Here is a 24,126-nt window from a genome sequence, read left to right on the forward strand (position 1 = left end):
TTAGAAGTACCCTTCGGTCTTGCGGTCTTCCATTCCCGCGGCGGAAATACGGTCGTCGGCGCGGGTGGCTCCGCGTTCGGTGATGGTGGCGACGGCCAATTCATCGAGCACCTTCGCCACGGTGTCGGCGGCGGAGAGCACCGCACCGGTGCAGCTGGCGTCGCCCACGGTGCGGTAGCGCACCTGCTTGACGACGACCGGCTCATCGGCGTTGGGCTGACTGACGCTGGTCAGTGCCCGCCACATGCCGTCGCGTTCGAAGACCTGGCGGCAGTGCGCGAAGTAGATCGGCGGCAGCTCGATGTTCTCGCGCTGGATGTAGGCCCAGATATCGCGTTCGGTCCAGTTGGAGATCGGGAAGGCGCGCACATGCCAATCCGGCTCGTGCCGCCCGTTGTACAGGCTCCAGATTTCCGGGCGCTGGTTGCGCGGATCCCAGACGCCGAACTCGTCGCGCAGGGACAGGATGCGCTCCTTGGCGCGGGCCTTGTCCTCATCGCGGCGCGCCCCGCCGAAGACCACGTCGAAGCCGTTGGATTCGATGGTGTCCAGCAGGACCCGGGTCTGCAGGCGGTTGCGGGTGCCGTCGGGCAGCTCGGCCAGCTCTCCGCGGTCGATGTACTCCTGCACGGAGCCGACGACGAGGTTCAGCCCGTACTTTTCCACGACCGCGTCGCGGAAGTTGAGCACCTCGGCGAAGTTGTGGCCGGTATCGATGTGCACGACGGGGATGGGCACGCGGCCCGGGGAGACGGCCTTGGCCAGCAGGTGCAGGACGACTACGGAGTCCTTGCCGCCGGAGAACAGCAGTCCGGGCTTGTCGAATTCGGCGAGCACTTCGCGGATGATGTGGATTGTTTCGGCTTCCAGGGCGTCCAGGACGCTGCGCTGGGTGCCTGCGGGCGCGTTAGCGGTGATGGTCATGATTCGCTCCTTAGACGTGGATTCCGCATTCGGTTTTATTCAGCCCGGCCCAGCGGCCAGCCCGCGGGTCCTCGCCCTCGGCTACCGGCCGGGTGCAAGGCTGGCATCCGATGGACGGGTAGCCGTTGGACAGCAGCAGGTTCACGGGTACTTGGTGCCCGGTGGCGTAGTCGATCAGCTGATCGAAGCTCCAGGGCGCCACGGGATTGAATTTGACCAGTCCGTGCTTCTCGTCGAAAGCGACCAGGGGCGTGTTGATGCGGGTCTCAGCTTCGTCACGGCGTACCCCGGTGAACCACGCGCTATATCCGGACAGGGATCTGGCCAGCGGGTCCATCTTGCGCAGCTGGCAGCAGGCGGCCGGATCCCGGGAGAACAGGTCCTTGCCGAACTTCGCATCCTGTTCGGCCACGGTCAAGGCAGGCAGCACGTCGACGATGTTCACGTCCAGCGTGCGAGCCACTTCGTCGCGGGTTCCGTGGGTTTCGGCAAAGTGGTAACCGGTTTCCAGGAACAGCACATCGACCTTGGGCAGCTGCGCGCAGACCAGGTGCGGCAGCACGGCATCGGCCATCGAGCAGGCCACCGCTACCTCGTCGGCGTCGAGGTGCTCAGCTGCGAAAGCGACGACCTGGTCCGCTGTGGCATCCCCGCCCAGCTCGGCGGCGCCCAGCTTGGCGATGCGCCGCAGTTCAGCCTCGCTGCGGGTACGTACTGGGGTCGGCTTGCTCATTTCAGCTCATCCTCTTCAGCTCGGTGGGCCCAGGCAGCGAAGGATTCCCCTTCGGCAGCCGAGGCCGAGTAGTTCTTCACTACCCGCTCCACGTATTCGGGCAATTCATCAGCCGCGACCTTGAGCCCGCGCACCGTGCGCCCCAGGGCGGCTTCGCCATTTTCGAAACCGGCCAGGGTGCCACCGAGGTGAACCTGGAATCCGGAGACCTGTTCTCCCTGGTCGTTGGTAATCAGCTGGCCCTTGAATCCGAGGTCCGCTGTTTGGATGCGGGCGCAGGAGTTCGGGCAGCCATTGACGTGCAGAGACAGCTGGCGAGGCAGCTTGCCCTCGTGGTCGGCCAGGCGATCCTCGATTTTTGCTACCGCGTCAATCATGGTGTCTTTGGTGTCCACAATGGCCAGCTTGCAGAATTCGATACCGGTGCAGGCAATGGCCGAACGCTTGAACAAGCTGGGGAATGCCTCCAGGCCCAGGGCGCGGGCCGAAGCGACGAAGTCCTGCACCTGCTCTTCGGCGATGTCCAGGGCGATGATCTTCTGGTGCGGGGTGGTGCGCAGCCGGGTGGATCCATGGGCTTCGGCCAAATCGGCAAGGCCGGTCAGCGCGGTACCGGATACGCGGCCAGCCGGAGCGGTCAACCCGATATAGAACTTGCCGTCCTTCTGCTCGTTGACCCCGCTGTGGTCTCCTGCTTCGGTGGGCTGCTCCGGCAACGGGCCGTCGGGCAGCTCGTAGCCCAGGTACTCATCTTGCAGCACCTGGCGCATTTTTTCCGTGCCCCATTCGGCCAGCAGGAACTTCAGGCGTGCGCGGTTGCGCAAGCGGCGGTACCCGTAGTCACGGAAGATGGAAACTACGCCCTCCCAGACATCCGGTGCCTGCTCTTCGGTCACGAAGGCGCCGAGGCGTTCGCCCAGGCGGGGGTTTGCCGACAGCCCGCCGCCAACCCACAGGTCGTATCCGGGGCCGAGCTGCGGGTGGACGGTGCCGATCAAGGCGATGTCGTTGATTTCGTGGACGACATCCTGGCTTGGGTGGCCGGTGATGGCGGTCTTGAATTTGCGCGGGAGGTTCGCGAATTCCGGCTTGCCGATGTAGCGGCGGGAAATTTCGGCGATCACCGGGCTGGGATCGATGATCTCGTCCTTGCTGATGCCTGCCACCGGAGAGCCGAGGATGACACGGGGCACGTCGCCGCAGGCCTCGGTGGTGTGCAGGCCGACGGCTTCCAGCCGCTGCCAGATCTCCGGGACATCGACGACGTCGATCCAGTGCAGCTGGACGTTCTGGCGATCTGTCAGGTCGGCGGTGTCGCGGGCGAAGTCGGTGGAGATCTGGCCGATGACGCGCAGCTGCTCGGTGGTCAGGGCGCCGCCGTCGATGCGCACGCGCAGCATGAAGTAGCGGTCTTCAAGTTCTTCTGGGCTCAGCGTCGCCGTCTTGCCGCCGGGGATCCCCTGGGCACGCTGGGTGTAGAGGCCCCACCAGCGGAAGCGGCCGTGCAGATCCTCGGGTTCAATGGAATCGAAGCCCTGCTTCGAGTAGATTTCCTCAATGCGCTGGCGCACGTTCAGGCCGTTGTCGGCGGCCTTCATCTCTTCGTTGGCATTCAACGGGGCAGGGCCGTCGATTTTCCATTGGCCGTTGGGTTTTGCCGCTCTTGTGGAGCGAACTGGTGTGGTTGTCTGCGTCATGTCCACCAGCGTAGGAACTGCCCCCAGGAGGTCGGCAACCTGCCGGTGTCACATGGCTACGCGTTGCCTAACGAGTTAGGACTTCGTCATCTGGAGACATGAAAAGCTCCTCTTCGAGCGCCTTTTGCAGTCGCACAAGGAAACATTGAGCAATCATTACGTCAGGAAGCAGGGGGCTTGTCACCACGCCTGCCCCCGTGCTAGCCAGCTTCTGCTGGAAGAATCCGTCGGCGAGCAGCGAGCTGAGCACGAGCACTGGACGCGCGGCAGCATTTCCCACGACGTCAGCGATCCGCGGCTGGGCCCCTGCGCAGTAGCCCACCTGCACTTCGCGCTCCAATAGGACAGCGAGCTGCTCGGCGAGATTCTTGACCTGGTTTTGGCCGACTTCCAATCTCGTGCCCGCCGCCGCCAAGACAACGAGCGGGTCGTTGGCCAGGTGCCCTGCGGCGCGTTGCGCCAGGACTTGGGCCAGCTCCGGCAGCGGACCCAATGGCAGGGCGGCGGAGGTTCCCGCGCGCGAGGCGACCGCCTGCGCAATGTCGTGCGTCGTATGAACGCCGTCGGAGACCAGCAGCGGCAAGACCACTGCCGGCTCGCCTTCAGGCAAACCGGCGATAACCGTTTCAAGCCGGGGCTCTTGGACATCCACATAGGCTTCGTGCCAGACAAGCTGCACCGGGAATCGCTCTTCGCTCCGCCGTTCCAGGTCGGCACGCAGATCATGGATTAGTTGCTGCCCGTTGGCGTTGTCCGTGCCGTGGGATGTTGCGACAACATGTATCTTCTGCTGGGTCGCTTGACTCATGAATTGATCCTCACCGATGTTGTTGGGCGCCTATTTGGCGCTGCGCACTAGCTTGTGGTTGGCGGCCTGCGCCTGCGGGCGGATGACAATTTCATCCAGATTCACGTGGGCCGGGGCGCTGACCGCATAGCGGATGACTTCGGCAACGTCTTCACCGGTCAAGGGATTCTCCACACCGGCGTAGACGTTGTCGGCGGCGCTCTGGCTTCCCAGACGACGGAGCGCGAACTCTTCTGTCTGCACCAGGCCGGGCAGGATCTCGATTACCCGCAGCCCGTTCTCGACTTCTTCAAGACGAAGCGCCTGGGTCATGGCTCGTTCAGCGGCCTTTGCCGCGTTGTAGCCGCTGCCGCCTTCGTAGCTGGCCAGTGCGGCGGTGGAGGTAACGTTCAAGACGGTGCCTCGCGCCTCGCGAAGCTGGGGCAGCAGTGCACGGGTCAAGCGCATGGTTCCCATGACATTGGCTTGCCACATGAAGTCCCAGTTGTCATCGACCGCGTCGGCCCAGGTTTCGGTTCCACGCGCACCGCCGGCGCAATTGACCAGCGTATCTGCGCCGCCATGCGCGGTGACCGTTTCTACCAGTGCGTCGACATCTGCCTGCACGCTGACATCTGCTGGCACCGCGATCGCACCGCATTCAGCGGCGAGCTTTTCCAAGCGGTCTGCCCGGCGGGCTACTGCGAAGACGGTCCATCCTTGTGCGCGCAACGCACGGACTGTTGCCTGGCCAATTCCGCTGGAAGCTCCGGTAACAACGGCCGAACGGGAAGAAGTCTTATCTGTAATTGTCATACGTCAACTGTAGAACCAGATCATTACCAGTTGGTAAGGCATGAATTTCTCTTACATTTCATGCGGCAAGATTTTCTTCCGGGCCAGGGCCTGGAATCCAGGGCGGCGAGCGTCGGCGGTGCCGCCAGGGCCATGGCCGATGCTGTCCCGCCTGCGCCTACTGCGCGGCGGTAACGTGCAGCTGGCGCGGCTGCCGGAGGAATGCAATCGGAGGGAATATCTTGCGTAAGCGGAGCCATGCAGGAATGCGCCAACGCCAGACGGCGCTGCTATGCCCGGGTGCACCGTGCCGCTGGTGCGGGCGACAAGGCGATTCGGCGTTCGCGGCAGGACGGCTGAGCCAAGGGCCGCCGGTCCGGCACAGGCTTTTGATCCAGCTGGTCCCGGCTGGACAGCGGCGTGGTGCAAGCCATGGGCAACAATGACTGTGCGCCGGGCAAAACATGGAAGAATAGACGTATGGCAGCAGAAAACTTGGGCACAGACACGCCCGCAACGGTTTCCGTTCCTGACAAGCCCGCTTTGGAAGGCTTGGAAGAACGTCTTTCGTCCCGGTGGCGCACCGAGGGCACCTATCACTTCAATGAGGACACGACTCGCGAAGCCGTGTACTCCATCGACACTCCCCCGCCAACCGCTTCGGGTTCGCTGCACGTAGGACACATGTTCTCGTACACGCAGACCGACGTGTTGGCTCGCTACCAGCGCATGATCGGCAAGAACGTGTTCTACCCACTTGGTTGGGATGACAACGGCTTGCCTACCGAGCGCCGCGTGCAGAACTACTTCGGCGTCCGTTGCGACCCGACCAAGCCGTACATCGAGGGCTACCGTCCACCGGAAAAGCCTGCGAAGAACCAGCGCGACTGGGATGTCATCAGCCGCAAGAACTTCATCGAGATCTGTGAAGAGCTGGCGGTCGAAGACGAAAAGGTCTTCGAGCAGCTGTTCACCACCCTGGGCCTTTCGGTGGACTGGCGCATGACCTACCGCACGATCGACGACAATTCGCGTGCAACTTCGCAGCGCGCCTTCCTGGACAACCTGGCAAAGGGCGACGCCTACATGGCTGAAGCTCCAACCCTGTGGGACGTGACCTTCCGTACCGCAGTGGCCCAGGCCGAACTCGAAGACCGGGAAATGCCCGGCGCCTACTACCGTTATGCATTCGACGCTGAAAACGGCGAGCAGGTCTTCATCGAGACCACCCGCCCGGAACTGCTCGCTGCTTGCGCCGCGCTAGTGGCCCACCCGGATGACGAGCGCTACCAGCACTTGTTCGGCAAGACCGTGACCTCGCCGATCTTCGGAGTTCCCGTCACCGTCCACCCGCACCCATTGGCCCAGGCCGACAAGGGTTCTGGCATTGCCATGGTGTGCACGTTTGGCGACTTGACCGACGTGACCTGGTGGCGCGAACTGCAGCTGCCAACCCGTCCGATCATTGGACGCGACGGCCGCATCCTTGCAGACACCCCCGAGTGGATCACCACCGAGGCCGGCAAGGAAGCGTACGCCCAGATTTCGGCAAAGACCGTGTTCTCCGCCAAGGAAACCGTCGTCGAGATGCTTTCCGACGCGGGCCTGCTTGATGGCGAGCCGAAGAAGATTTCCCGTCCGGTGAACTTCTTCGAAAAGGGCGACAAGCCGCTGGAAATCGTGACCTCGCGCCAGTGGTACATCCGCAACGGCGGCCGTGATGAAGAACGCCGCAACCAGATGATCGCACGCGGCCAGGAAATTGATTTCCACCCGTCGTTCATGCGCTCGCGCTACGAAAACTGGGTTTCGGGCCTGAACGGCGACTGGCTCGTTTCCCGCCAGCGCTTCTTCGGCGTACCAGTGCCAGTGTGGTACCAGGTCAACGAGCACGGCGAACCGAACTACGATGCGCCGCTGTTGCCGACCATCGACCAGCTTCCGGTTGACCCGGCAGCAGACGCGCCGACCGGCTACACCGAGGACCAGCGCGGCTCCGCTAACGGCTTCATTGGCGATGCCGATGTCCTGGACACCTGGGCAACCAGCTCGCTGACCCCGCAAATCGCTGGCCGTTGGGGCCGTGACGACGAGTTCTTCTCGAAGGTCTACCCCTTCGACCTGCGCCCGCAGGGCCACGACATCATCCGTACTTGGCTGTTCTCCACCGCGGTTCGCGCAGATTCCCTGCACGGCAACGCTCCGTGGAAGCACGCTGCGATTTCGGGCTGGATCCTGGATCCGGACCGCAAGAAGATGTCCAAGTCCAAGGGCAACGTGGTTGTACCTAACGAAGTCCTGGATAAGTTCGGCGCGGACGCCGTACGCTACTGGGCGGCCAGTGCCAAGCTGGGTGCCGATACCGCGTATGAAATCAACCAGATGAAGATCGGCCGCCGCCTGGCCATCAAGATCCTCAACGCCTCGAAGTTCGTGCTGAACTTGGGCGCGACCGACGCCAACGTCTTGACCGATGACGCTTCGGTAGTCACCAACGGGCTGGATCGTTCGCTGCTCGCTCGCCTGTCGACCGTTATCGAAGACGCCCAGCGCGCTTTCGACAACTACGACTATGCTCGCGCGCTGGATATCACCGAGTCGTTCTTCTGGTCGTTCACCGACGACTACGTCGAATTGGTCAAGGACCGCGCCTACGGCGGCCACGGCGAAGCCGAGCAGGCGTCGGTTCTGGCTACCCTGGCCACCACCCTTGATTCCGTGCTGCGGCTGTTCGCGCCATTCCTGCCATTCGCTACCGAAGAGGTTTGGGGTTGGTGGCGCACCGGGTCGGTGCACCTGACCCAGTGGCCAAGCACCGGGCACTTGTCCGCTGCAGTGGAGGGCTCCGACCCGGCGGTACTGCCACTGGTTGGCGTCGCTCTCTCGGGCATCCGCAAGGCCAAGTCCGATGCGAAGGTCAAGCAGCGTACCGAAGTGCTCTCGGGCGAGATCCACGCTCCAGCGTCTCAGGTTGCGCAGCTCAAGGCAGGATTCGAGGACTTGAAGTCCGCGGCGAACGCCCGTGAGCTGACCCTGGTTGAAGCCGACGGTGAAATGACTGTCACCAACGTTGAATTGGCTCCGGCTGAAGAAACCGAATAGCAGTTGAACCAGAAAAACCGGTTGCCATCCCGTCATCGGGATGGCAACCGGTTTTGCTATTTCTGCCCTTGCTCCTCCCCCGCATCAGGGTCATCCGTCTCGGGTGGAGACTGGACGGTTTTCTCCATGGGCCGAGCCGCGCGTCGACGTTCGCCGGTGAAGTGTTCCAGTTGGTCTTCCGCGCTGGACTCAAGACGATGCTTCTGGACCGAGTCTTCTGACCCGGCAGCTGGCGAATTTCCGTCGGTCATCTTCTCTTCCCATCTACTTGCAGCCAGCAGCTGGATCCCCATCGATGTCCAGCTGCTGGGTTATTAGTGCTTAGTTCTGCGCGCTCTGGTATGCCTGCTGGATCACCGAGCCCCAGTACGGTCCGAACATGGTGTCGCGCACCGAGCTGTAGCCGAAGCTGTTCACAGAGTTCTGGTAGCCGTTAGATCCACTCCCCAGGAACCATGGGCCACCGGACGAGCCGCCGGTCATGTTGCATGGAATGCCTTGGGACTGGGACTGGCCAAACGGATCGTCGCTGGAGTATCCGCTGCACGATTGCAAGGTCTCGCCGTTGAATGGCGAAGCAGCTGGGTAGCCGTAAGCAGTGTAGTACTCTCCGCGCGCCTGGTTGAAGGCGACCCCCGAAGCGCCAACAGCATCAGTCAAGGACGCACCACCGCTGGAGCTGACCACGGCGAAGCCTGTGTCATAGGTGATGTCCCCGCCATTTGACCATTCAGTTGGTGCCACCAGCTCGGTCGCTGCGAAGGAACCGTAGGGTGCTTTGCCGTTTTCATAGGCTGGAACGAAGACCCAACGGGTTGCGAATGAACCGGGTCCTTCATTCAGGCAGTGGCCAGCGGTGGAGACCGTCGACTCGTTGGCGGAGACGACAGCGTTGCCAGAGCACACGTAGTCTGATCCGCCGAGAGTGAAGAACACCTTGCCGATGTGCGAAACCGGTGTTTCCTGGGTAGCGCGAGTCTTGCCACCCTTCGTTTGGGCCTGCTTTCCGGCTGCCGCCTGCGCGCCATGACCGGCGACCTTGGCCGGCTTGCCGGCTTCAACCTTGGCAGCCGAACCCGACTTGCCAGCTACGAGTGAATCTGCGTTCTTTGCGGCTTTCATCCGATCCGCGGTCCAGTAGGATACCGCTGCGTCAGCCTTCTGTTCCGAGATCGTGATTGACTCGACGTCGCCACCAGTGGTCGTCGGCGCTGCCGAGGCCATCGGTGCCACGCCGAGCATCAGCGCGCCTGCAAGAACCGCGGCGCTTGCCAGCTTGTGGCGCCCCTTGCCCTTGGATGAATCCGTAATTAGAGAACGAATCTGCACGATTTAACTCCTTGTCCAGTGGCTTCTTTGCCACTATCGATGGGGGTGCTGTTGCACTCGTGGGAAACAGTCAAACACACACTTCAAGCATTTTCTACAGGAATATTTTCCTCCGCCCGCCGCGTCACCGACCTGCAACGGCCACCAAGTTGTGAAGCGAAATAGTTTTGAAACAGATACTTTCAATCGATTCCCCGGCGCCACGACTCCCCTTCGAATGAGCCCGTGCATTTCTGGTGATTTCAAACCAGCCCCTGAATACCAGTGAGCCGAATCACACGCCCAGAGTCCGGCCTTGCCGCGCGAGACCGGAGAAGCGTGTCTGAATATATGAAATAGAAGCTTCGGTAACAGATACTTTCCCGGCTCCGCGATGTCTGCCCTGTAGGAAAAAATATGCATTAATTAGGCTTTAAAATTGGACTTATTCGACACCCAATAGAGCCGGTTGCCGATGCCGACGGCCTACCTCCACGACTTGCCTTGCAATCCGATGACGCCTGCGCACTCTGCAAAGGCAGCTTGAACTGTCCGCCCGCCGCGCGCCGTTGCCCTGGATTGATGAGTCATCATCCGAGCCTAAGAAACGGAGGTTCGAACGACGCACCAATTGGACTGCGGAACCGTCCCTGGCCAATATGAACCGCGTGCTCCGCGATCCGACGAGAAGGTGAAGCACCGGTGCAACGAATGGCGGATGCACAGAATACTGGTCCGGCCCATGCGGATCGGCGCCTTGATGGCGCACCTTCCTCCGTCGGCGGATAGCCAATCGTCCCGTGGATTAGTGGCATCGGAGGGCGAACACCCGGCCCTCCATGCCAAGCGCCTTCACTGATTAAAAACCAAGGACGCTGCCTCGCAATGAGACAACGTCCTTGGAACAGAAAATTCCCGCTTAGTCGAAAACCGGGCTTTCGGTACGAGTGCGCTTCATTTCGAAGAAGTACGGGAAGGATGCGAGCTGCGCCGCAGCGTCAAACATCTTTCCTGCATCTTCCCCAGTTGGAATACGGGTAATGACCGGACCGAAGAAAGCAACGCCATCAACGGCGACGATTGGCGTGCCTACATCCTGCCCCACCAAGTTGATGCCTGCCTCGTGGCTCGAGCGCAGCACGTCATCGTTGGCATCGGTATTCGCAGCTTCAGCGAGTTCCGCCGGCAATCCCGCCTTCTTCAGCGCCTTGGCGATGACTTCATCACGATCTTCGATCTTCTCGTAATGGAATAGTTCACCCATGGCGGTGTACAAGCTGTCCTTGACTCCCTCGCCGTGTTCCTGGGCAGCACGCGTGACCACCCGCACCGGCCCCCATGAGATGTCCATCTTGGCGCGGTAGTCAGCTGGAAGGTCGCGGCCTTCGTTAAGCATCGAGAGGCTCATGACGTTCCAGTTCACGTCGATGTCGCGGACCTTCTCCACTTCCTTGATCCAGCGGCTCGTCGCCCAAGCGAACGGGCAGATTGGATCGAACCAAAAATCTACTTGCTGACGTTCAGCCATGAACTACCAACTTTCTTCCGAAGAGAATTTTTGAATACGGCTAGGCGGACTTCATATCGCGCTTGGCCACCATCGCGTGAGAGAGCAACGTGGGATCTTCACGGTCAATGACGGTTGCCCGAGTAATGACCACCTCGGCAACATCGTCGCGGCTTGGAAGGTCGAACATTACGCCGCCAAGGGTTTCCTCAAGAATCGACCGCAAACCACGCGCGCCGGTCTCACGCGCAATAGCCTGTTCTGCGATTGCTTCCAGTGCCGACTGGTCGAAGCTCAAAGCTACGCCATCCATCTGGAACATCTTCTGGTACTGCTTGAGAAGTGCGTTCTTTGGTTCGGTCAGTACGCGCACTAGCGCGTCCTTATCCAGATGCTCCACCGTGGTGATCACCGGCAGGCGACCAATGAATTCTGGAATCAGGCCGAACTTGAGCAAGTCTTCCGGCCGAACATCCGAGTAGGAAGCGGTCTCCGACTTCAGCGCTTTCAGCGGAGCACCGAAACCGATGCCTTTCTGCCCTGCCCGCGAAGAAATAATTTCTTCCAGTCCGGCAAAGGCGCCGGCAACGATGAACAGGATATTGGTGGTGTCGAGCTGAATGAAATCCTGGTGAGGGTGCTTGCGGCCACCCTGGGGCGGCACCGCAGCGACAGTGCCTTCAAGGATCTTCAGAAGCGCCTGCTGGACGCCTTCACCGGAAACGTCCCGGGTGATCGAAGGGTTCTCGCTCTTGCGGGAAATCTTGTCGATCTCGTCAATATAGATGATGCCGGTCTCGGCCTTCTTGACGTCATAGTCGGCAGCTTGAAGCAGCTTGAGAAGAATATTTTCCACATCTTCACCCACGTAGCCTGCTTCAGTCAGGCTTGTAGCGTCGGCGACAGCGAAAGGAACATTCAGCTTCTTCGCCAGCGACTGCGCCAGGTACGTCTTACCGCATCCGGTAGGACCAATAAGCATGATGTTGGACTTCGAGACTTCCACATCATCCAGCGGGTCATCGTTAGTCAGCGCCGCAACAGGACCGTGGTCCTGGTTGCCGTGGATACGCTTGTAGTGGTTATAGACAGCGACCGAGAGAGCACGCTTGGCGTTCTCCTGGCCGATGACGTATTCCTGCAACGAGTTGAAGATCTCGCGTGGCTTAGCCAAGGAGAACTCTTCGTGCACCTGCTCTTCGGCGAACTCTTCAGCGATGATTTCGTTGCAGAGTTCGATGCATTCAGTACAAATGTAGACACCATGGCCTGCAATTAGCTTCTTAACCTGCTTCTGGCTCTTCCCGCAGAAAGAGCATTTCAACAGATCCGAGCCTTCACCCATGCGTCCCATCGCACCATTCTCCCGTTTACTTGAGTAGCTGTGGACTTACTCAATTCTAGGCTAGTAGTCCCCCAAATTAGATGAATATGGCGGTTTACCTGTGTTGTGCCGTCTGCCTTTGGACAGACCAGCAACTAGGTAAACCGCCATTCATCATGGATTATTCCAAGTATGCGCTAGCTTCCCAGCTGAGCACGGTTCAGCTTACGAGGAGTCAATACCTCGTCTACGATGCCGTACACCTTGGCTTCGCTAGCAGTCATGAACAAGTCACGCTCCACGTCGCCGCGCACCTTCTCAACGTCCTGGCCGGAGTGGGAGGCAATGGTCTCTTCCAGCCAGCTGCGCATGCGCATAACTTCCTCGGCCTGGATCTGCAGGTCAGTCGCGGTGCCGCGTTCGCCGCCACCCATTGCTGGCTGGTGGATCAATACGCGCGCGTTAGGCAGGGCCAAACGCTTGCCCGGGGTACCAGCTGCGAGCAGTACTGCTGCTGCGGACGCCGCCTGGCCAAGGCACACGGTCTGGACCTCTGGGCGGATGAACTGAATCGTGTCGTAGATTGCAGTCATCGCGGTGAAGGAACCACCTGGCGAATTGATGTACAGGGTAACGTCGCGCTCAGGGTCCATGGATTCCAGGACCAGCAGCTGGGCCATCACGTCATCGGCCGATGCGTCATCAACCTGGGCGCCGAGGAAGATGATGCGATCTTCGAATAGCTTTGCGTATGGGTCCTGGCGCTTGAAGCCGTATGGGGTGCGCTCTTCGAACTGTGGCAGGATGTAGCGGGCCGACGGCATCTGACCGCTAACGGCTTCCGGATTGAAGTTCATGGTTTTCTCCTAGGACAAATCTTTGGGTATCAAGCGATGCGGTGCGACTATTTGTTGTCGTCGCCTACGAAACCGTTGACCGAGCCTGCGTGGGTTGCGATCTGATCGAAGAAGCCGTACTTCAAGCCATCTTCTGCGGTGAACCACTTATCACGCTGGTTGTCGATGAGGATCTGCTCCACGGTCTGACCGGTCTGTTCTGCAGTCAACTCGCTCATGACCTTCTTCATGTGCATGATCAGTTCAGCCTGGATCTTGATATCCGAGGCGGTACCGCCGATGCCGCCCGATGGCTGGTGCATCAGGATGCGGGCGTTCGGCGTAGCGAAACGCTTGCCCGGGGTGCCCGAGGACAGCAGGAACTGGCCCATCGATGCGGCCAGACCGGTTGCTACGGTCACGACGTCATTCGGGATGAAGTTCATGGTGTCGTAGATGGCCATGCCAGCGGTGATCGATCCACCTGGCGAGTTGATGTACAGGTAGATGTCCTTCTCAGGATCCTCTGCCGAGAGCAGCAGCAACTGCGAGCAAATGGCATTCGCATTGTCGTCGCGGACGTCGGAGCCCAGCCAGATGATGCGCTCCTTGAGCAGGCGGTTGTAGATGTAGTCATCACGGCCGGCCGGCTCTGCGGCTGCCATAGTGGGAGTGCGCGAATCATTTGACATGTTCTCTACCTCTTCCAAACGTGTAGATCAGTTTCTGGAATCTCTGTTTCTAATCCCATAGCTACAACTGGTTACTTTGAGATTACTTACTTCAAGCCATTCTTGGGCCGTTTCATGCCCCTGTTTCGCTCACGGCGCATGATGCACGCCCGCAGCGAACAAAAATGGCCATCGGCGGCTTGTTTTGAACAAGCGGCCGATGGCCATCAGAGTTTAGTGAAGACTACTTGGCCTCTTCGGCCTCAACCTCAGCAGCTTCTTCTTCACCGGCTGGCTTGACGAAGGAGGTCAGGTCAACTGCGGCACCGTTGGAATCGGTAACCTTAGCGAACTCGAGAACCTTTGCAAGTGCCTTGCGGCGGCGAACTTCGCCCATGAGCATTGGAACCTGGCCTGCGCCGTCCAGCATCTGTGCAAACTGGTTTGGCTCCATGCCGTACTGGCCTGCGGTCTGAACGATGTAGTCGATCAGCTCGGACTGCTCGACGCCAACTTCTTCAGCATCTGCAACAGCGTCGAGGATGATCTCGTTCTTGAAAGCACGCTCGGTGTTCTCGCGAACCTCTGCGCGGTGCTCTTCGGTGTCGTGGTCTGCTTCAGCGTCTGGTGCGTTGAAGTGCTGCTCGATCTGCTCATCGATAACCGATGCAGGAACAGGAACCTCAACCAGTTCAACCAGCTTGTCCAGAACCAGCTCGCGAGCCTCTACGCCCTGCTCGACAACCTTGCCCTCTGCAGCGTCCTTCGACAGGTTCTCGCGCAGCTCGGCGATGGTGTCGAATTCCGAAGCCAGCTGAGCGAAGTCATCGTTAGCTTCTGGCAGTTCGCGCTGCTTCACAGCGTTGACGACAACCTTGACGGTTGCGGTCTTGCCGGCGTGCTCGCCGCCAGCCAGGGTGGTCTCGAAGGTTGCGTCTTCGCCGGCAGACAGGCCGGTAACAGCCTCGTCCATGCCCTCAAGCATGTTGCCGGAACCGATCTGGTAGGACAGGCCCTGTGCGGAGTCGACTTCTTCGCCTTCTACAGCAGCGGTCAGGTCGATGGTCACGAAGGAGTCTGCAGCTGCTGGAGCTTCAACTTCCTTCAGGGTGCCGAAGCGGCCGCGCAGATCGTCGAGAGCCTTCTCGATGTCCTCGTCAGCAACTTCCTTGGCCTCAACAGAAACTTCGATGCCCTTGTAGTCCGGAAGTTCAACCTTCGGACGTACGTCTACCTCGAGGGTGAAGACCAGCTGGCCTTCGCCTTCCTTTTCGAGGGATGGCAATTCGGTGATGTCTACCTCTGGGCGGGACAGCGGGGTGAGTTCGTTCTCAACCATTGCCTTCTGGTAGTACTCGTTCAGACCTTCGTTGACGGCAGTCTCGATGACATGGCCGCGACCGACGCGCTGGTCGATCATCTTTGCAGGAACTTTGCCCTTGCGGAAGCCTGGGATCTGAATCTGCTGAGCGATGGTCTTGTACGCCTCATCGACGCGGGGCTTCAGTTCCTCGTAAGGAACTTCAACGGTCAGCTTAACCCGGGTCGGGTTGACGTTTTCGACGGCGCTCTTCACAGCGTTGTACTCCTGAGTTGTCTAATATTAGGTCTAATCTGCAAAAAACCCCGCAACATGGTGGCGTTGCGGGGTTGTTCGACAGAGTCGGGGTGACAGGATTCGAACCTGCGACCTCACGCTCCCAAAGCGCGCGCTCTAGCCAAGCTGAGCTACACCCCGATTAGCAGTGAACAGTCTAACCCGAGTTATCCTGTATCCACTAATCGTTTGTGATGCTTACTAGTTACTTTTTACGGTTCTTAGTGATCACAAGATCTAAATTATATTTAGCTCTCAAATTTCACGAGCTGAATCCGAAGATTTTTCACTCGTAAAGTCGGGGTGACAGGATTCGAACCTGCGACCTCACGCTCCCAAAGCGCGCGCTCTAGCCAAGCTGAGCTACACCCCGATTAGCAGTGAACAGTCTAACCCGAGTTATCCTGTATCCACTAATCGTTTGTGATGCTTACTAGTTACTTTTTACGGTTCTTAGTGATCACAAGATCTAAATTATATTTAGCTCTCAAATTTCACGAGCTGAATCCGAAGATTTTTCACTCGTAAAGTCGGGGTGACAGGATTCGAACCTGCGACCTCACGCTCCCAAAGCGCGCGCTCTAGCCAAGCTGAGCTACACCCCGGTAAAGTTCAGAAGAAAGCTTGTTTCATCTGGACTAACCGTTTTGCAATCGGTCCGGGAATGTTTTGTTTCCCGTGCTGATCACAAGAAACTAAGTTACACGGGTTCGAACCAAAAGCAAAATCGAGGATTTTGCATGTTGCAGAAAGACATCCGCATGATTTAGCGGTTTTCCTCGTTTCACAAGCCAGAATTTAGCCAAAACTCGCTTTTTCGTGAGTTGAATTACAGGTGGATTTTCGAACGACCGCAACACCAGTGCCGCCGGCCGACTGGAAGACAAGAACCACCCATTCTCCTTTGAAGCATTGACTGGGACCCAGATGCGGCCGATTATTTTTTCCAGGTGTTCAAGCAGCGACTGTTGCTTTGCTCGGCGACCCGGCACATAATCCGTGGCTGCTGGACTGAACCCCGGTCGAAACCAAGCGTCACGCTTGCAAACCTGACGCCATGCCAACAGCTCCCAGGCAGGCGTGAGGAGGGTGCGAGTTTGGCATATTTGAAAGCGGGAAATCGCCAATTCCCGAAGCTGCACCCCGGAACGCGAGGCTCATCGAATCAATTAGCGACGTTCGGCGACGACTCTTCTCCGCCGCTGACGAAGTGAAGGGGCCTGGGAAAAACGCTCCCCGCCGATGCATAAGAATGCGATTTGACGTCCAGGAGCAGAAAAAAATGGAAGCCGCAAACATTATCGGAGCCTCATTTCTGCAGTGACCCGAAATGGCTGCACTACGCAGAGGAGGCCAGGAAAAGAGCGGCCTTCGTCCAGATGCGCGAAAAGGCCCCGCACGGCGAGACCTTTTCATTTGGAGGGGATGACGGGAATCGAACCCGCATCATTAGTTTGGAAGACTAAGGCTTTACCACTAAGCTACATCCCCATTTCGAAGCTTCTGCGCTTCGAACAAGATTCAGTCTAGACCATAAAACTCTTGCTTTGCAAATCGGGGATTCCATGTCTCACTTGGCACCTCTCCCTTATCACTGCCGTACGGTGATGGTTAGCAAAACACGCCGACGAGCCTGAACGAAAAGAACTCCGCTCGTCCCATCGACGAATCTGCAGCTTATGCCTTCACATGTTTGCGCGGAAGCTTCTGGCAACGAGGGCACCAGTACAGCTTGCGAGCCGCGATTTCGGCCAGGGAAATCTGCGCCGAACATTTCCGGCACCCCATTCCCTGCCGCTGATAAACGTAGTACGCGTTATCGGGCCAAACCACGCCCTGTGGGTCGCGGTCTTCGGGCAAGGTAGTGATGATCTTGCCATCGCGAACGCCGTCTTCCATTACCGATACGATGTCCCACCAAAGTGATTTGGCCTTTTGAGCACTAAGTTCATTCGCCGGCAATTCCGGAGCGATTCGATTCCGGAATAGGGCTTCCGCTCGGTAGATATTGCCGACACCAGAAATGAGCGCCTGGTTCATGAGCACGATGCCAATGGCTGTCTTGGTCTTCATCAGGTTCGCCCGGAATTCCTTGAAGCCCGCTTCAAGCCGAATATCTGCGTCCGCTAAATCAGCCTGGCCTTTGGCTGCCCTGAAACGCACTGCGGACCCAATCAATGGATCCGGGCCGAGCTTATCCAGATGAATCTGGACCTGTTCGTATTCCAGAACCTCGCATGCAGTTGGCCCGCGCAAATCAGCCCAGCCGTGTTCGGAAACGATCCGCGCTCTAACTGCTCCTACCGGTGCGGGCGGGCCGGTGTACTTCTCAGCATCCGTACTGGCACTGGCTTCGATTTCACCAATCTTCCGAGGGGCGCCAATCGAGGAAGCACCCGTAAAGTAGCTGTCTCCCCCGAAATTGAACGCGCCATAGAGCCCCAGATGCACTCGCAGATAGAGATCGTTGGAAAAGCGGCAGAAGAGCTGCTTGCCCTTGGCAAAGGCCTGTTCCAGCTGATGGCCGTCGATGCGCGCGGCATCGGAGCTGAAACGGCCCTGCGGAGAAGTAACCAGGACCGTTTGCCCGCCAAAGACATCGTCGAACTGGCGGGCAAGTCGGTGAAGGGAATGACCTTCAGGCACGACTAGTCGATGACCTCGCCGGTCGTTTCATACGTGGCGATCTTGCCGATGCGGCGTACGTGGCGCTCCGCTTCGCTAAATGGTTCAGCGAGGAAGGCCTCGATAAGTTCCGCAGCTTCTTCTACTGAGTGCTGGCGCCCGCCAACGGCTATGACGTTGGCGTTGTTGTGCTCACGGGCCAATTTCGCGGTATCCATGTTCCACGCCAGTGCGGCGCGAATCCCTTCGACCTTGTTGGCAGCAATTTGTTCGCCGTTGCCGGAGCCGCCCAAGACGATACCCAGTGCGTCCACGCCCGCGCGCTGGTCATCAACAACAGCTTGTGCCGCGTTGATGCAGAATGCCGGGTAATCATCCTCCGGGTCATAGGACTTCGGGCCGTGGTTGACCATTTCGTAGCCCTTGGCGGTCAGGTGCTTTACCAGGTAGTCGCTGAGCTCAAGTCCTGCATGGTCAGTAGCGATATGCACGCGCATAGTCGATTGCCTCATTTACTAGGGAGGGTTCTTTTACTTTCCTATCTAGGATAGCGACCGCGGCACGCGCTCCGGCTACTTCTCAGCTGCGCATCACGGAGTATGAACCGAATAAGTCTCCGAGGCGTCCCAAAGCGTGCAATTTCGGGACGCTATTGGAAAATTGAGTAAATTGTTCGGCCCGATGACTTGCGCAATGCCCGGTCAAAGGTGACACAATAGACAGATATTCAATATTCATTTCACAACTTCCACCGGTGGATAGCCATCGCCAAGAATTGGAGAACCCATGCCAGGAATGAACCTCACTCGCGCCGAGGCCAGCGAACGCGCAAATCTGCTCAACGTTGACAGCTATGAGGTAAGCCTGGATCTTACTCGCGGTGAGCGCGTCTTCACTTCCAAGACTACGGTGCGGTTCTCCGCCACCGCCGGCGCTTCGACATTCATTGATGCAGTCACCGACTCGGTACGCTCCATCAATCTCAATGGCGTCGAGCTGGACCCAGCGCAGCATTCAGATGGCATCCGTATCCAGTTGCCGAACCTCGCCGCAGAAAACCTACTCGTGATCGACGCGGACGCGCTGTACATGAACACCGGCGAAGGCCTGCATCGATTCGTAGACCCAGTGGACCAGGAAGTCTACTTGTACACCCAGTTCGAGGTCGCGGACTGCCGGCGCATGTTCGCCGTCTTCGAGCAGCCTGATTTGAAGGCCACCTTCCAGTTCTCGGTCACCGCGCCAAAATACTGGAACGTTGTTTCCAACGCCCCGACTCCTGCGCCAGAGGAAAACGGGAATTCAGCAACTTGGGCCTTTGCCCCAACCCAGCGGATCTCGTGCTACATCACTGCCCTGATCGCAGGCCCCTACCAGGTCGCCCGCGATTCGCTGGTTTCCTCCAGCGGCCGCACCATCGAGCTGGGTGTCTTCGCCCGCGCATCCATGATGCAGTACCTGGACGTCGAGAACATCGTCACCGTGACCCGTCAGGGTTTCGAATTCTACGAGAAGAACTTCGGCACCCCATACCCATTCGAGAAGTACGATCAGTTGTTCGTTCCCGAATTCAACGCAGGCGCCATGGAAAACGCTGGAGCGGTGACCTTCCTCGAGGAATACATCTTCCGTTCCCGTCCAACCGGTGCCATGATTGAGCGCCGCGCGATCACCATCCTGCATGAGCTGGCACACATGTGGTTCGGTGACCTGGTCACCATGAAGTGGTGGAACGATCTGTGGCTCAATGAGTCCTTCGCAGAATTCATGTCCACTCTGGCGGCCGCGCAGAACACCGAGTTCACCAGCGCTTGGACCACCTTCAATACGTTGGAGAAGAACTGGGCCTACCGCCAGGACCAGTTGCCTTCCACCCACCCCATTGTCGCGGAGATCAATGACCTTGAAGACGTAGAGGTCAACTTCGATGGAATCACCTATGCCAAGGGGGCCAGCGTTCTGCGCCAGCTGGTAGCTTTCGTAGGCCAGGAAGAATTCATGGCTGGCGTACGCGAGTACTTCGCCAAGCATGCCTGGAAGAACACCGAGCTGCCAGACCTGCTCAAGGAACTGGAAGCCGCCAGCGGCCGCGATCTCAGCGGCTGGGGCGCATCCTGGCTGGAAACCGCTGGTGTGAACACCCTCAAAGCCGAAATTGAAACCGGCAATGACGGTGCTATTACGTCCTTTGCCATTCGCCAGTCCGCCGTTGCCCAGTTCCCGACTTTGCGCCAGCACCGACTTGCTGTTGGCTTCTACTCGCTCGATGAGGCCGGAACGCTGCAGCGCGTGCACCGCGAAGAACTTGATATCGATGGCGAGCTCACCTTCGTTCCCGCGCTGGCCGGCATGAAGCGCCCGGATTTGGTTCTGCTCAATGACGATGACCTGACCTACGCGAAGATCCGCCTGGATGAAGTTTCCTTGGCGACTGCCACCGAGCATCTGAAGGACTTCCAGGAGTCGCTGCCGCGCACTCTTGTTTGGTCAGCCGCGTGGGACTCTGTACGTGATGCCGAAGCCCCTGCAAGCACCTACGTCCAGTTGCTGCTGAACAATATTGGCCACGAGGTGGATTCCACGGTGATCATGGTGCTGTTGCGCCAGCTGAACACCTCGCTGGATCTTTTTGTTGCTGCAGAACGCAGCGAAGAACTTTCGGTGCAGGCTGCCGACCAGCTGTGGCAGCTGGCTTCCAATGCTGAAGCAGGCTCCGACGCGCAGCTGCAGTTCGTCAAGGCCTTCGCGCACCGCTCGCGCGCCGCCGCCCAGTTGGATCGCGTCAGGAACTTGTTCGACGGCTCGGCAAGCTTGCCAGGCCTGGCCGTTGACACCGATTTGCGCTGGTCCTTCGCAATCGCGCTGAGTGCCGGCGGCTACCTGAGCGATGCTGATCTCGACGCAGTTCTGGCCAGCGACGACACGGCCAAGGGCAAGGCGTCGTGGTACACCGCGCGAGCTTCCCGCCCAACTGCAGAAGCAAAGGCAGAGGCATTCGGGGCGGCAACCGCTGCTACCTTGTCCAACGATCAGCAAAGCGCCGTCATTTCCGGTTTCAACAACGTGCACCAGAACGCGTTGATCTCCGGATACGCCGAGGACTACTTCGGGCTGCTCGTCAACGCGTGGGAATCCTACTCGCATGAGATGGCCAAGCAGATTGTGATCGGCTTCTACCCCAGCTCCAACGTCTCGCAGGAAACTTTGGACCAGACGGATGCATTCCTGGAATCCCTGGGATCCAAGCACGCGGCGATGCGCCGTCTGCTGGTGGAATCGCGTGCCGACGTGGTCCGGGCTCTCGCTGCGCGTCGGGCGGACGCCGAGGCACTAGAAATCTAGGGTCGCTCGGATGGTGGCGGCGGCTTCTGCTCAATGCGGAAGCCGCCGCCACCTTTCGGTTAAAAGTGGGAGAATAGACCTATGGACCTCTCGCAACATGAATATCGGGTAGGGCTCGAATGGACAGGCAATCGTGGAACCGGAACGGAAAGCTACCGCAGCTACGGCCGGGACCATGTATTGCGCGCATCGGGCTTGCCAGATTTGCCGGGCACCGCGGATCCAACATTCCATGGGGATCGCGATCGCTGGAATCCAGAACAACTCCTGCTTGCTGCCCTGAGCCAATGCCACATGCTCTCGTTTCTGCATGTAGCAGTTACCCACGGCGTGAATATCACGGGTTATACGGACGATGCTTCTGGAACACTGCGTCTCAATCGGGATAACAGCGGTGAATTCACCCAAGCCATCTTGCGGCCCGTCGTTTACCTTGCCGATGAATCCCAACGAGAACTTGCCGATTCGCTCCACTCCCAGGCGAACAAGGTTTGCTTCATCGCCCGGTCCGTCAACTTCCCGGTTCTCCACGAGCCGGTATCCCCTAGCTCCTCCTGAGGATTTTTACGAATGACTGAAAACCTGCCACTTGCACATGACCCGAAAAAGGATCCCTTCAGCAATCCCCTGGTTCTAGGCCGATCCAGCCAAGAATTCTTGGATGCCGCCGAAACGCCGATCGACGTTGCCAACTATCCCGGTACCTTCTACGCAGAGGTTGGCGGTCGCGAGATTTTCGCTCAGCTGACCAAGAATTTCTACAGTTCCGTTGCCGAAGACGAGGATTTCCGTCGGATGTATCCAGAGAAGGAGCTTCGGGCTGCCCAAGTTCGCCTCCAGCTGTTCCTGGAACAATACTGGGGTGGTCCGACAACGTTCTCCGAGCATCGTGGCCACCCTCGGCTCCGCATGCGTCATGCAAATTACCCGGTGAACGGCCACTACCGTGATGTCTGGCTGGGCCATATGAACAAGGCTATCGACCAGCTAGAGCTGCCAATGCTGCAGGCCGAAACCCTTCGGGACTACTTCGAGCGTGCGGCTCACTCGTTGCTGAACACTCCGGATGAACACCGGAATCTGCTCTAAGAATTTATGGACTAGAACCGCCACGGGCGAGTTCTAGTCCATATCCTTATTACTGCTTAGCCGAGCAAAGAGGCTTTGCGGACAAGGACATGCCCTCGCTCGTTACTCAGTCGAGTCCAACTGCCATTGCGGAGTACTCGGCTTTGCCCGCCAGGCGCCAGGAAACCCAAGGCATGCATGGCAAATGCGGAGCCCATAGGAATCTTCAAATCTTCTCCTTGCACATCCGCAGCCCAAATTCGCTGCCGTATCTGCACAAGCACAGGCAATCCCGGGTTTTCCGGCAATGCTTGGGCGACGGCGTCGATGCCGTTTTGAGCTGAGGAAGTTAGCATGTCGTTCGCTACGGCTCCTGCATCTTCCCAGCCTGAGACCGGCACGGAGATCCCAGCCCATTTAGGGTTCTCTTCAACCGGTGGGAGCGCGAAGTCGACGGTTGACTCCCCCATGCGAGCAAGGCGATCCTGGATCGATGCCAAGGAATAGCTGGCCTTGAGATCTGCAGGCTGCGCCAAGCGATGAACTCGCATTCCGAGGATGGTATAGCCGCCTTGACCGAGGTCGGAAGGGACCAAAACAGGTACATAGACAGCCAAGGCCATATTTCGAGCGACGAATTGGGCCGCATCATCTTCAATTGTTTTCGCCCGGCTAATAAAGTTCGCTAAGTCGCTTACTGAATTACTGTCGTCGAAAATCACCGCATCACTAGCCATATATTTATCGTCTCACGGAGCGGCAACTACGCGTGGCGACTTTGCTCATGGCGTGATGCTGCTCCGTGAAACGTATAGTTTTCCTATGAGCCCGAATCTCAACTGAAAATATTACTTTCGAGTAGCATTAAATTTGGTTTTGTTCCGCTATCGCATTCCAAGGAGCCCGCACAGTGACCGAAGACCTAGGCACCACCCAGATCCTGCTGGATCTGTTGAATCTGGATGGAGAAGACCAGGCGCGCACGGATGAGGATATCTTCATCGGCCATACCCCTGGGCAGACTCGACCTCGCATCTTTGGCGGGCAGGTTCTGGCCCAATCGATCATGGCCGCCACGCGTACAGTTGAAGCGACCCGTGCGATCCATTCCCTGCACGGTTACTTCCTGCGTCCGGGAGACCCGAACCAGAACATCACTTTCGGCGTACAGCGCCTGCGCGATGGCCGCTCATTTTCCGCACGTCGAGTGCACGCCTACCAAAATGGCGAACCGATCCTGTCAATGATCACCTCATTCCAGGAACCGGCAAACGGCCTCGAACACCATGATCCAATGCCTGCCGGAATCCCGGATCCCGAGTCGCTTCCGACTACCGCAGATCTCGTGGGGCACCTGGACCATCCGGTGGCAAAGGAATGGGCTTTCGAACGGCCTTTCGACGTCCGGCATGTTTCGGAACCGATCTACCTTCCAGGAAATTCGGCCAAGCTTGCCGATAGTGCGGTTTGGCTGCGCACCACCTCGGCAATGCCCAATGAGCCCGCCCTGCACCGAGCTGCCTTGGCTTACGCGAGCGACTACATGCTACTTGAGCCTGCCCTGCGAGCCCATGGAGTGCCATGGGTACATCGCGGCTTGAGCATCGCCAGCCTCGATCACGCAATGTGGTGGCACCGGGATTTCCGAGTCGATGAATGGCTGCTCTACGTACTTCATTCGCCATCGGCCTCGTCGGCCCGCGGACTTGGTGCGGGAAAGTTCTACAACAAGGCAGGCGAGCTCGTCGCGACCGTCGCCCAGGAAGGCATGATCCGCCTGCCTGAGTTCGCAGAGGGGCACTAGCCCTCA

General features: G+C 58.8%; 20 protein-coding genes and 4 tRNA genes. 5 read left to right on the forward strand and 19 right to left on the reverse strand.

The annotated features are described in order from the left end of the window. The 5 genes from cysD to CQ012_RS03165 form a co-directional block, all read right to left on the reverse strand. Positions 1 to 924, reverse strand: coding sequence for a sulfate adenylyltransferase subunit CysD (gene cysD, locus CQ012_RS03145; protein ID WP_105661440.1), 924 nt, complete (start codon positions 922 to 924; stop codon positions 1 to 3). A 10-nt stretch (positions 925 to 934) separates the two neighbouring features. Beyond that, positions 935 to 1,657: a phosphoadenylyl-sulfate reductase gene (locus CQ012_RS03150; protein ID WP_105661441.1), complete on the reverse strand. Its 723-nt coding sequence runs from the start codon at positions 1,655 to 1,657 to the stop codon at positions 935 to 937. Continuing rightward, entirely contained in the window at positions 1,654 to 3,354 is a 1,701-nt protein-coding gene (locus CQ012_RS03155) for a nitrite/sulfite reductase (RefSeq protein ID WP_105661442.1), read from the reverse strand. The genes CQ012_RS03150 and CQ012_RS03155 overlap by 4 nt, the downstream gene beginning before the upstream one ends. A 67-nt stretch (positions 3,355 to 3,421) precedes the next feature. Next, entirely contained in the window at positions 3,422 to 4,162 is a 741-nt protein-coding gene (locus CQ012_RS03160; RefSeq protein ID WP_105658469.1) for a sirohydrochlorin chelatase, read from the reverse strand. Between the two features lie 30 nt (positions 4,163 to 4,192). Next, positions 4,193 to 4,957 carry an SDR family oxidoreductase gene (locus CQ012_RS03165; protein WP_105658468.1) on the reverse strand — a complete coding sequence of 255 codons (765 nt, stop codon included), beginning with the start codon at positions 4,955 to 4,957 and terminating at the stop codon, positions 4,193 to 4,195. Between the two features lie 459 nt (positions 4,958 to 5,416). On the opposite strand from CQ012_RS03165, the gene valS reads away from it, so the two are divergent. Beyond that, entirely contained in the window at positions 5,417 to 8,038 is a 2,622-nt protein-coding gene (gene valS, locus CQ012_RS03170; protein WP_105661443.1) for a valine--tRNA ligase, read from the forward strand. Between the two features lie 56 nt (positions 8,039 to 8,094). Here valS and CQ012_RS03175 read toward each other — a convergent pair whose 3' ends face one another. From CQ012_RS03175 to CQ012_RS03235, 13 genes are all read right to left on the reverse strand, one after another. Beyond that, on the reverse strand, positions 8,095 to 8,289 hold the full coding sequence (locus CQ012_RS03175) for a hypothetical protein (RefSeq protein ID WP_146112904.1): 195 nt from the start codon (positions 8,287 to 8,289) through the stop codon (positions 8,095 to 8,097). Between the two features lie 70 nt (positions 8,290 to 8,359). After that, the gene (locus CQ012_RS03180) at positions 8,360 to 9,367 is read right to left on the reverse strand and encodes a trypsin-like serine peptidase (protein WP_105658466.1); all 1,008 of its coding nucleotides are present in this window, start codon (positions 9,365 to 9,367) and stop codon (positions 8,360 to 8,362) included. Positions 9,368 to 10,265: 898 nt separating this feature from the next. Next, entirely contained in the window at positions 10,266 to 10,874 is a 609-nt protein-coding gene (locus CQ012_RS03185; RefSeq protein WP_105658465.1) for a mycothiol-dependent nitroreductase Rv2466c family protein, read from the reverse strand. A gap of 40 nt (positions 10,875 to 10,914) precedes the next feature. After that, the gene (clpX, locus tag CQ012_RS03190) at positions 10,915 to 12,207 is read right to left on the reverse strand and encodes an ATP-dependent Clp protease ATP-binding subunit ClpX (RefSeq protein ID WP_105658464.1); all 1,293 of its coding nucleotides are present in this window, start codon (positions 12,205 to 12,207) and stop codon (positions 10,915 to 10,917) included. A gap of 167 nt (positions 12,208 to 12,374) precedes the next feature. Beyond that, the gene (locus CQ012_RS03195; protein WP_105658463.1) at positions 12,375 to 13,034 is read right to left on the reverse strand and encodes an ATP-dependent Clp protease proteolytic subunit; all 660 of its coding nucleotides are present in this window, start codon (positions 13,032 to 13,034) and stop codon (positions 12,375 to 12,377) included. 47 nt (positions 13,035 to 13,081) lie between these two features. Then, a complete protein-coding gene (locus tag CQ012_RS03200; protein WP_286134321.1) occupies positions 13,082 to 13,705 on the reverse strand; it encodes an ATP-dependent Clp protease proteolytic subunit in 624 nt (207 codons plus the stop codon). 223 nt (positions 13,706 to 13,928) lie between these two features. Then, positions 13,929 to 15,260, reverse strand: a complete 1,332-nt coding sequence (tig, locus tag CQ012_RS03205) for a trigger factor (RefSeq protein ID WP_105658461.1) — start codon at positions 15,258 to 15,260, stop codon at positions 13,929 to 13,931. A gap of 87 nt (positions 15,261 to 15,347) precedes the next feature. Then, positions 15,348 to 15,422: transfer RNA gene (locus tag CQ012_RS03210), tRNA-Pro, on the reverse strand. A 157-nt stretch (positions 15,423 to 15,579) separates the two neighbouring features. Further along, positions 15,580 to 15,654, reverse strand: a tRNA-Pro gene (locus tag CQ012_RS03215). 157 nt (positions 15,655 to 15,811) lie between these two features. Then, positions 15,812 to 15,886 (reverse strand) — tRNA-Pro (locus CQ012_RS03220). Between the two features lie 812 nt (positions 15,887 to 16,698). Then, positions 16,699 to 16,772: transfer RNA gene (locus CQ012_RS03225), tRNA-Gly, on the reverse strand. Positions 16,773 to 16,958: 186 nt separating this feature from the next. Further along, on the reverse strand, positions 16,959 to 17,927 hold the full coding sequence (locus CQ012_RS03230; protein ID WP_105659203.1) for an Fpg/Nei family DNA glycosylase: 969 nt from the start codon (positions 17,925 to 17,927) through the stop codon (positions 16,959 to 16,961). Between the two features lie 2 nt (positions 17,928 to 17,929). Next, the gene (locus tag CQ012_RS03235) at positions 17,930 to 18,403 is read right to left on the reverse strand and encodes a ribose-5-phosphate isomerase (protein ID WP_105659202.1); all 474 of its coding nucleotides are present in this window, start codon (positions 18,401 to 18,403) and stop codon (positions 17,930 to 17,932) included. Positions 18,404 to 18,692: 289 nt separating this feature from the next. On the opposite strand from CQ012_RS03235, the gene pepN reads away from it, so the two are divergent. From pepN to CQ012_RS03250, 3 genes are all read left to right on the forward strand, one after another. Continuing rightward, positions 18,693 to 21,248, forward strand: coding sequence for an aminopeptidase N (pepN, locus tag CQ012_RS03240; protein WP_105659201.1), 2,556 nt, complete (start codon positions 18,693 to 18,695; stop codon positions 21,246 to 21,248). Positions 21,249 to 21,329: 81 nt separating this feature from the next. Continuing rightward, the gene (locus CQ012_RS03245) at positions 21,330 to 21,806 is read left to right on the forward strand and encodes an OsmC family protein (protein ID WP_105659200.1); all 477 of its coding nucleotides are present in this window, start codon (positions 21,330 to 21,332) and stop codon (positions 21,804 to 21,806) included. Positions 21,807 to 21,818: 12 nt separating this feature from the next. After that, entirely contained in the window at positions 21,819 to 22,337 is a 519-nt protein-coding gene (locus tag CQ012_RS03250; RefSeq protein WP_105659199.1) for a globin, read from the forward strand. 56 nt (positions 22,338 to 22,393) lie between these two features. Here CQ012_RS03250 and CQ012_RS03255 read toward each other — a convergent pair whose 3' ends face one another. Next, the gene (locus CQ012_RS03255) at positions 22,394 to 23,053 is read right to left on the reverse strand and encodes a DUF8185 domain-containing protein (RefSeq protein ID WP_105659198.1); all 660 of its coding nucleotides are present in this window, start codon (positions 23,051 to 23,053) and stop codon (positions 22,394 to 22,396) included. A 173-nt stretch (positions 23,054 to 23,226) separates the two neighbouring features. On the opposite strand from CQ012_RS03255, the gene CQ012_RS03260 reads away from it, so the two are divergent. After that, complete coding sequence (locus tag CQ012_RS03260; RefSeq protein ID WP_105661445.1) at positions 23,227 to 24,120, forward strand: acyl-CoA thioesterase; 894 nt, start codon at positions 23,227 to 23,229, stop codon at positions 24,118 to 24,120. Positions 24,121 to 24,126: the final 6 nt, after the last annotated feature.

This window comes from Arthrobacter sp. MYb214, assembly GCF_002979865.1.
Taxonomy (GTDB): Bacteria; Actinomycetota; Actinomycetes; order Actinomycetales; family Micrococcaceae; genus Glutamicibacter.

Coding starts and splice junctions, on each gene's coding strand:
- cysD (WP_105661440.1), bottom strand. CDS start 924: ATGACCATCACCGCTAACGCGCCCGCAGGCACCCAGCGCAGCGTCCTG.
- CQ012_RS03150 (WP_105661441.1), bottom strand. CDS start 1,657: ATGAGCAAGCCGACCCCAGTACGTACCCGCAGCGAGGCTGAACTGCGG.
- CQ012_RS03155 (WP_105661442.1), bottom strand. CDS start 3,354: ATGACGCAGACAACCACACCAGTTCGCTCCACAAGAGCGGCAAAACCC.
- CQ012_RS03160 (WP_105658469.1), bottom strand. CDS start 4,162: ATGAGTCAAGCGACCCAGCAGAAGATACATGTTGTCGCAACATCCCAC.
- CQ012_RS03165 (WP_105658468.1), bottom strand. CDS start 4,957: ATGACAATTACAGATAAGACTTCTTCCCGTTCGGCCGTTGTTACCGGA.
- valS (WP_105661443.1), top strand. CDS start 5,417: ATGGCAGCAGAAAACTTGGGCACAGACACGCCCGCAACGGTTTCCGTT.
- CQ012_RS03175 (WP_146112904.1), bottom strand. CDS start 8,289: ATGACCGACGGAAATTCGCCAGCTGCCGGGTCAGAAGACTCGGTCCAG.
- CQ012_RS03185 (WP_105658465.1), bottom strand. CDS start 10,874: ATGGCTGAACGTCAGCAAGTAGATTTTTGGTTCGATCCAATCTGCCCG.
- clpX (WP_105658464.1), bottom strand. CDS start 12,207: ATGGGACGCATGGGTGAAGGCTCGGATCTGTTGAAATGCTCTTTCTGC.
- CQ012_RS03195 (WP_105658463.1), bottom strand. CDS start 13,034: ATGAACTTCAATCCGGAAGCCGTTAGCGGTCAGATGCCGTCGGCCCGC.
- CQ012_RS03200 (WP_286134321.1), bottom strand. CDS start 13,705: ATGTCAAATGATTCGCGCACTCCCACTATGGCAGCCGCAGAGCCGGCC.
- CQ012_RS03235 (WP_105659202.1), bottom strand. CDS start 18,403: ATGCGCGTGCATATCGCTACTGACCATGCAGGACTTGAGCTCAGCGAC.
- pepN (WP_105659201.1), top strand. CDS start 18,693: ATGCCAGGAATGAACCTCACTCGCGCCGAGGCCAGCGAACGCGCAAAT.
- CQ012_RS03245 (WP_105659200.1), top strand. CDS start 21,330: ATGGACCTCTCGCAACATGAATATCGGGTAGGGCTCGAATGGACAGGC.
- CQ012_RS03250 (WP_105659199.1), top strand. CDS start 21,819: ATGACTGAAAACCTGCCACTTGCACATGACCCGAAAAAGGATCCCTTC.
- CQ012_RS03255 (WP_105659198.1), bottom strand. CDS start 23,053: ATGGCTAGTGATGCGGTGATTTTCGACGACAGTAATTCAGTAAGCGAC.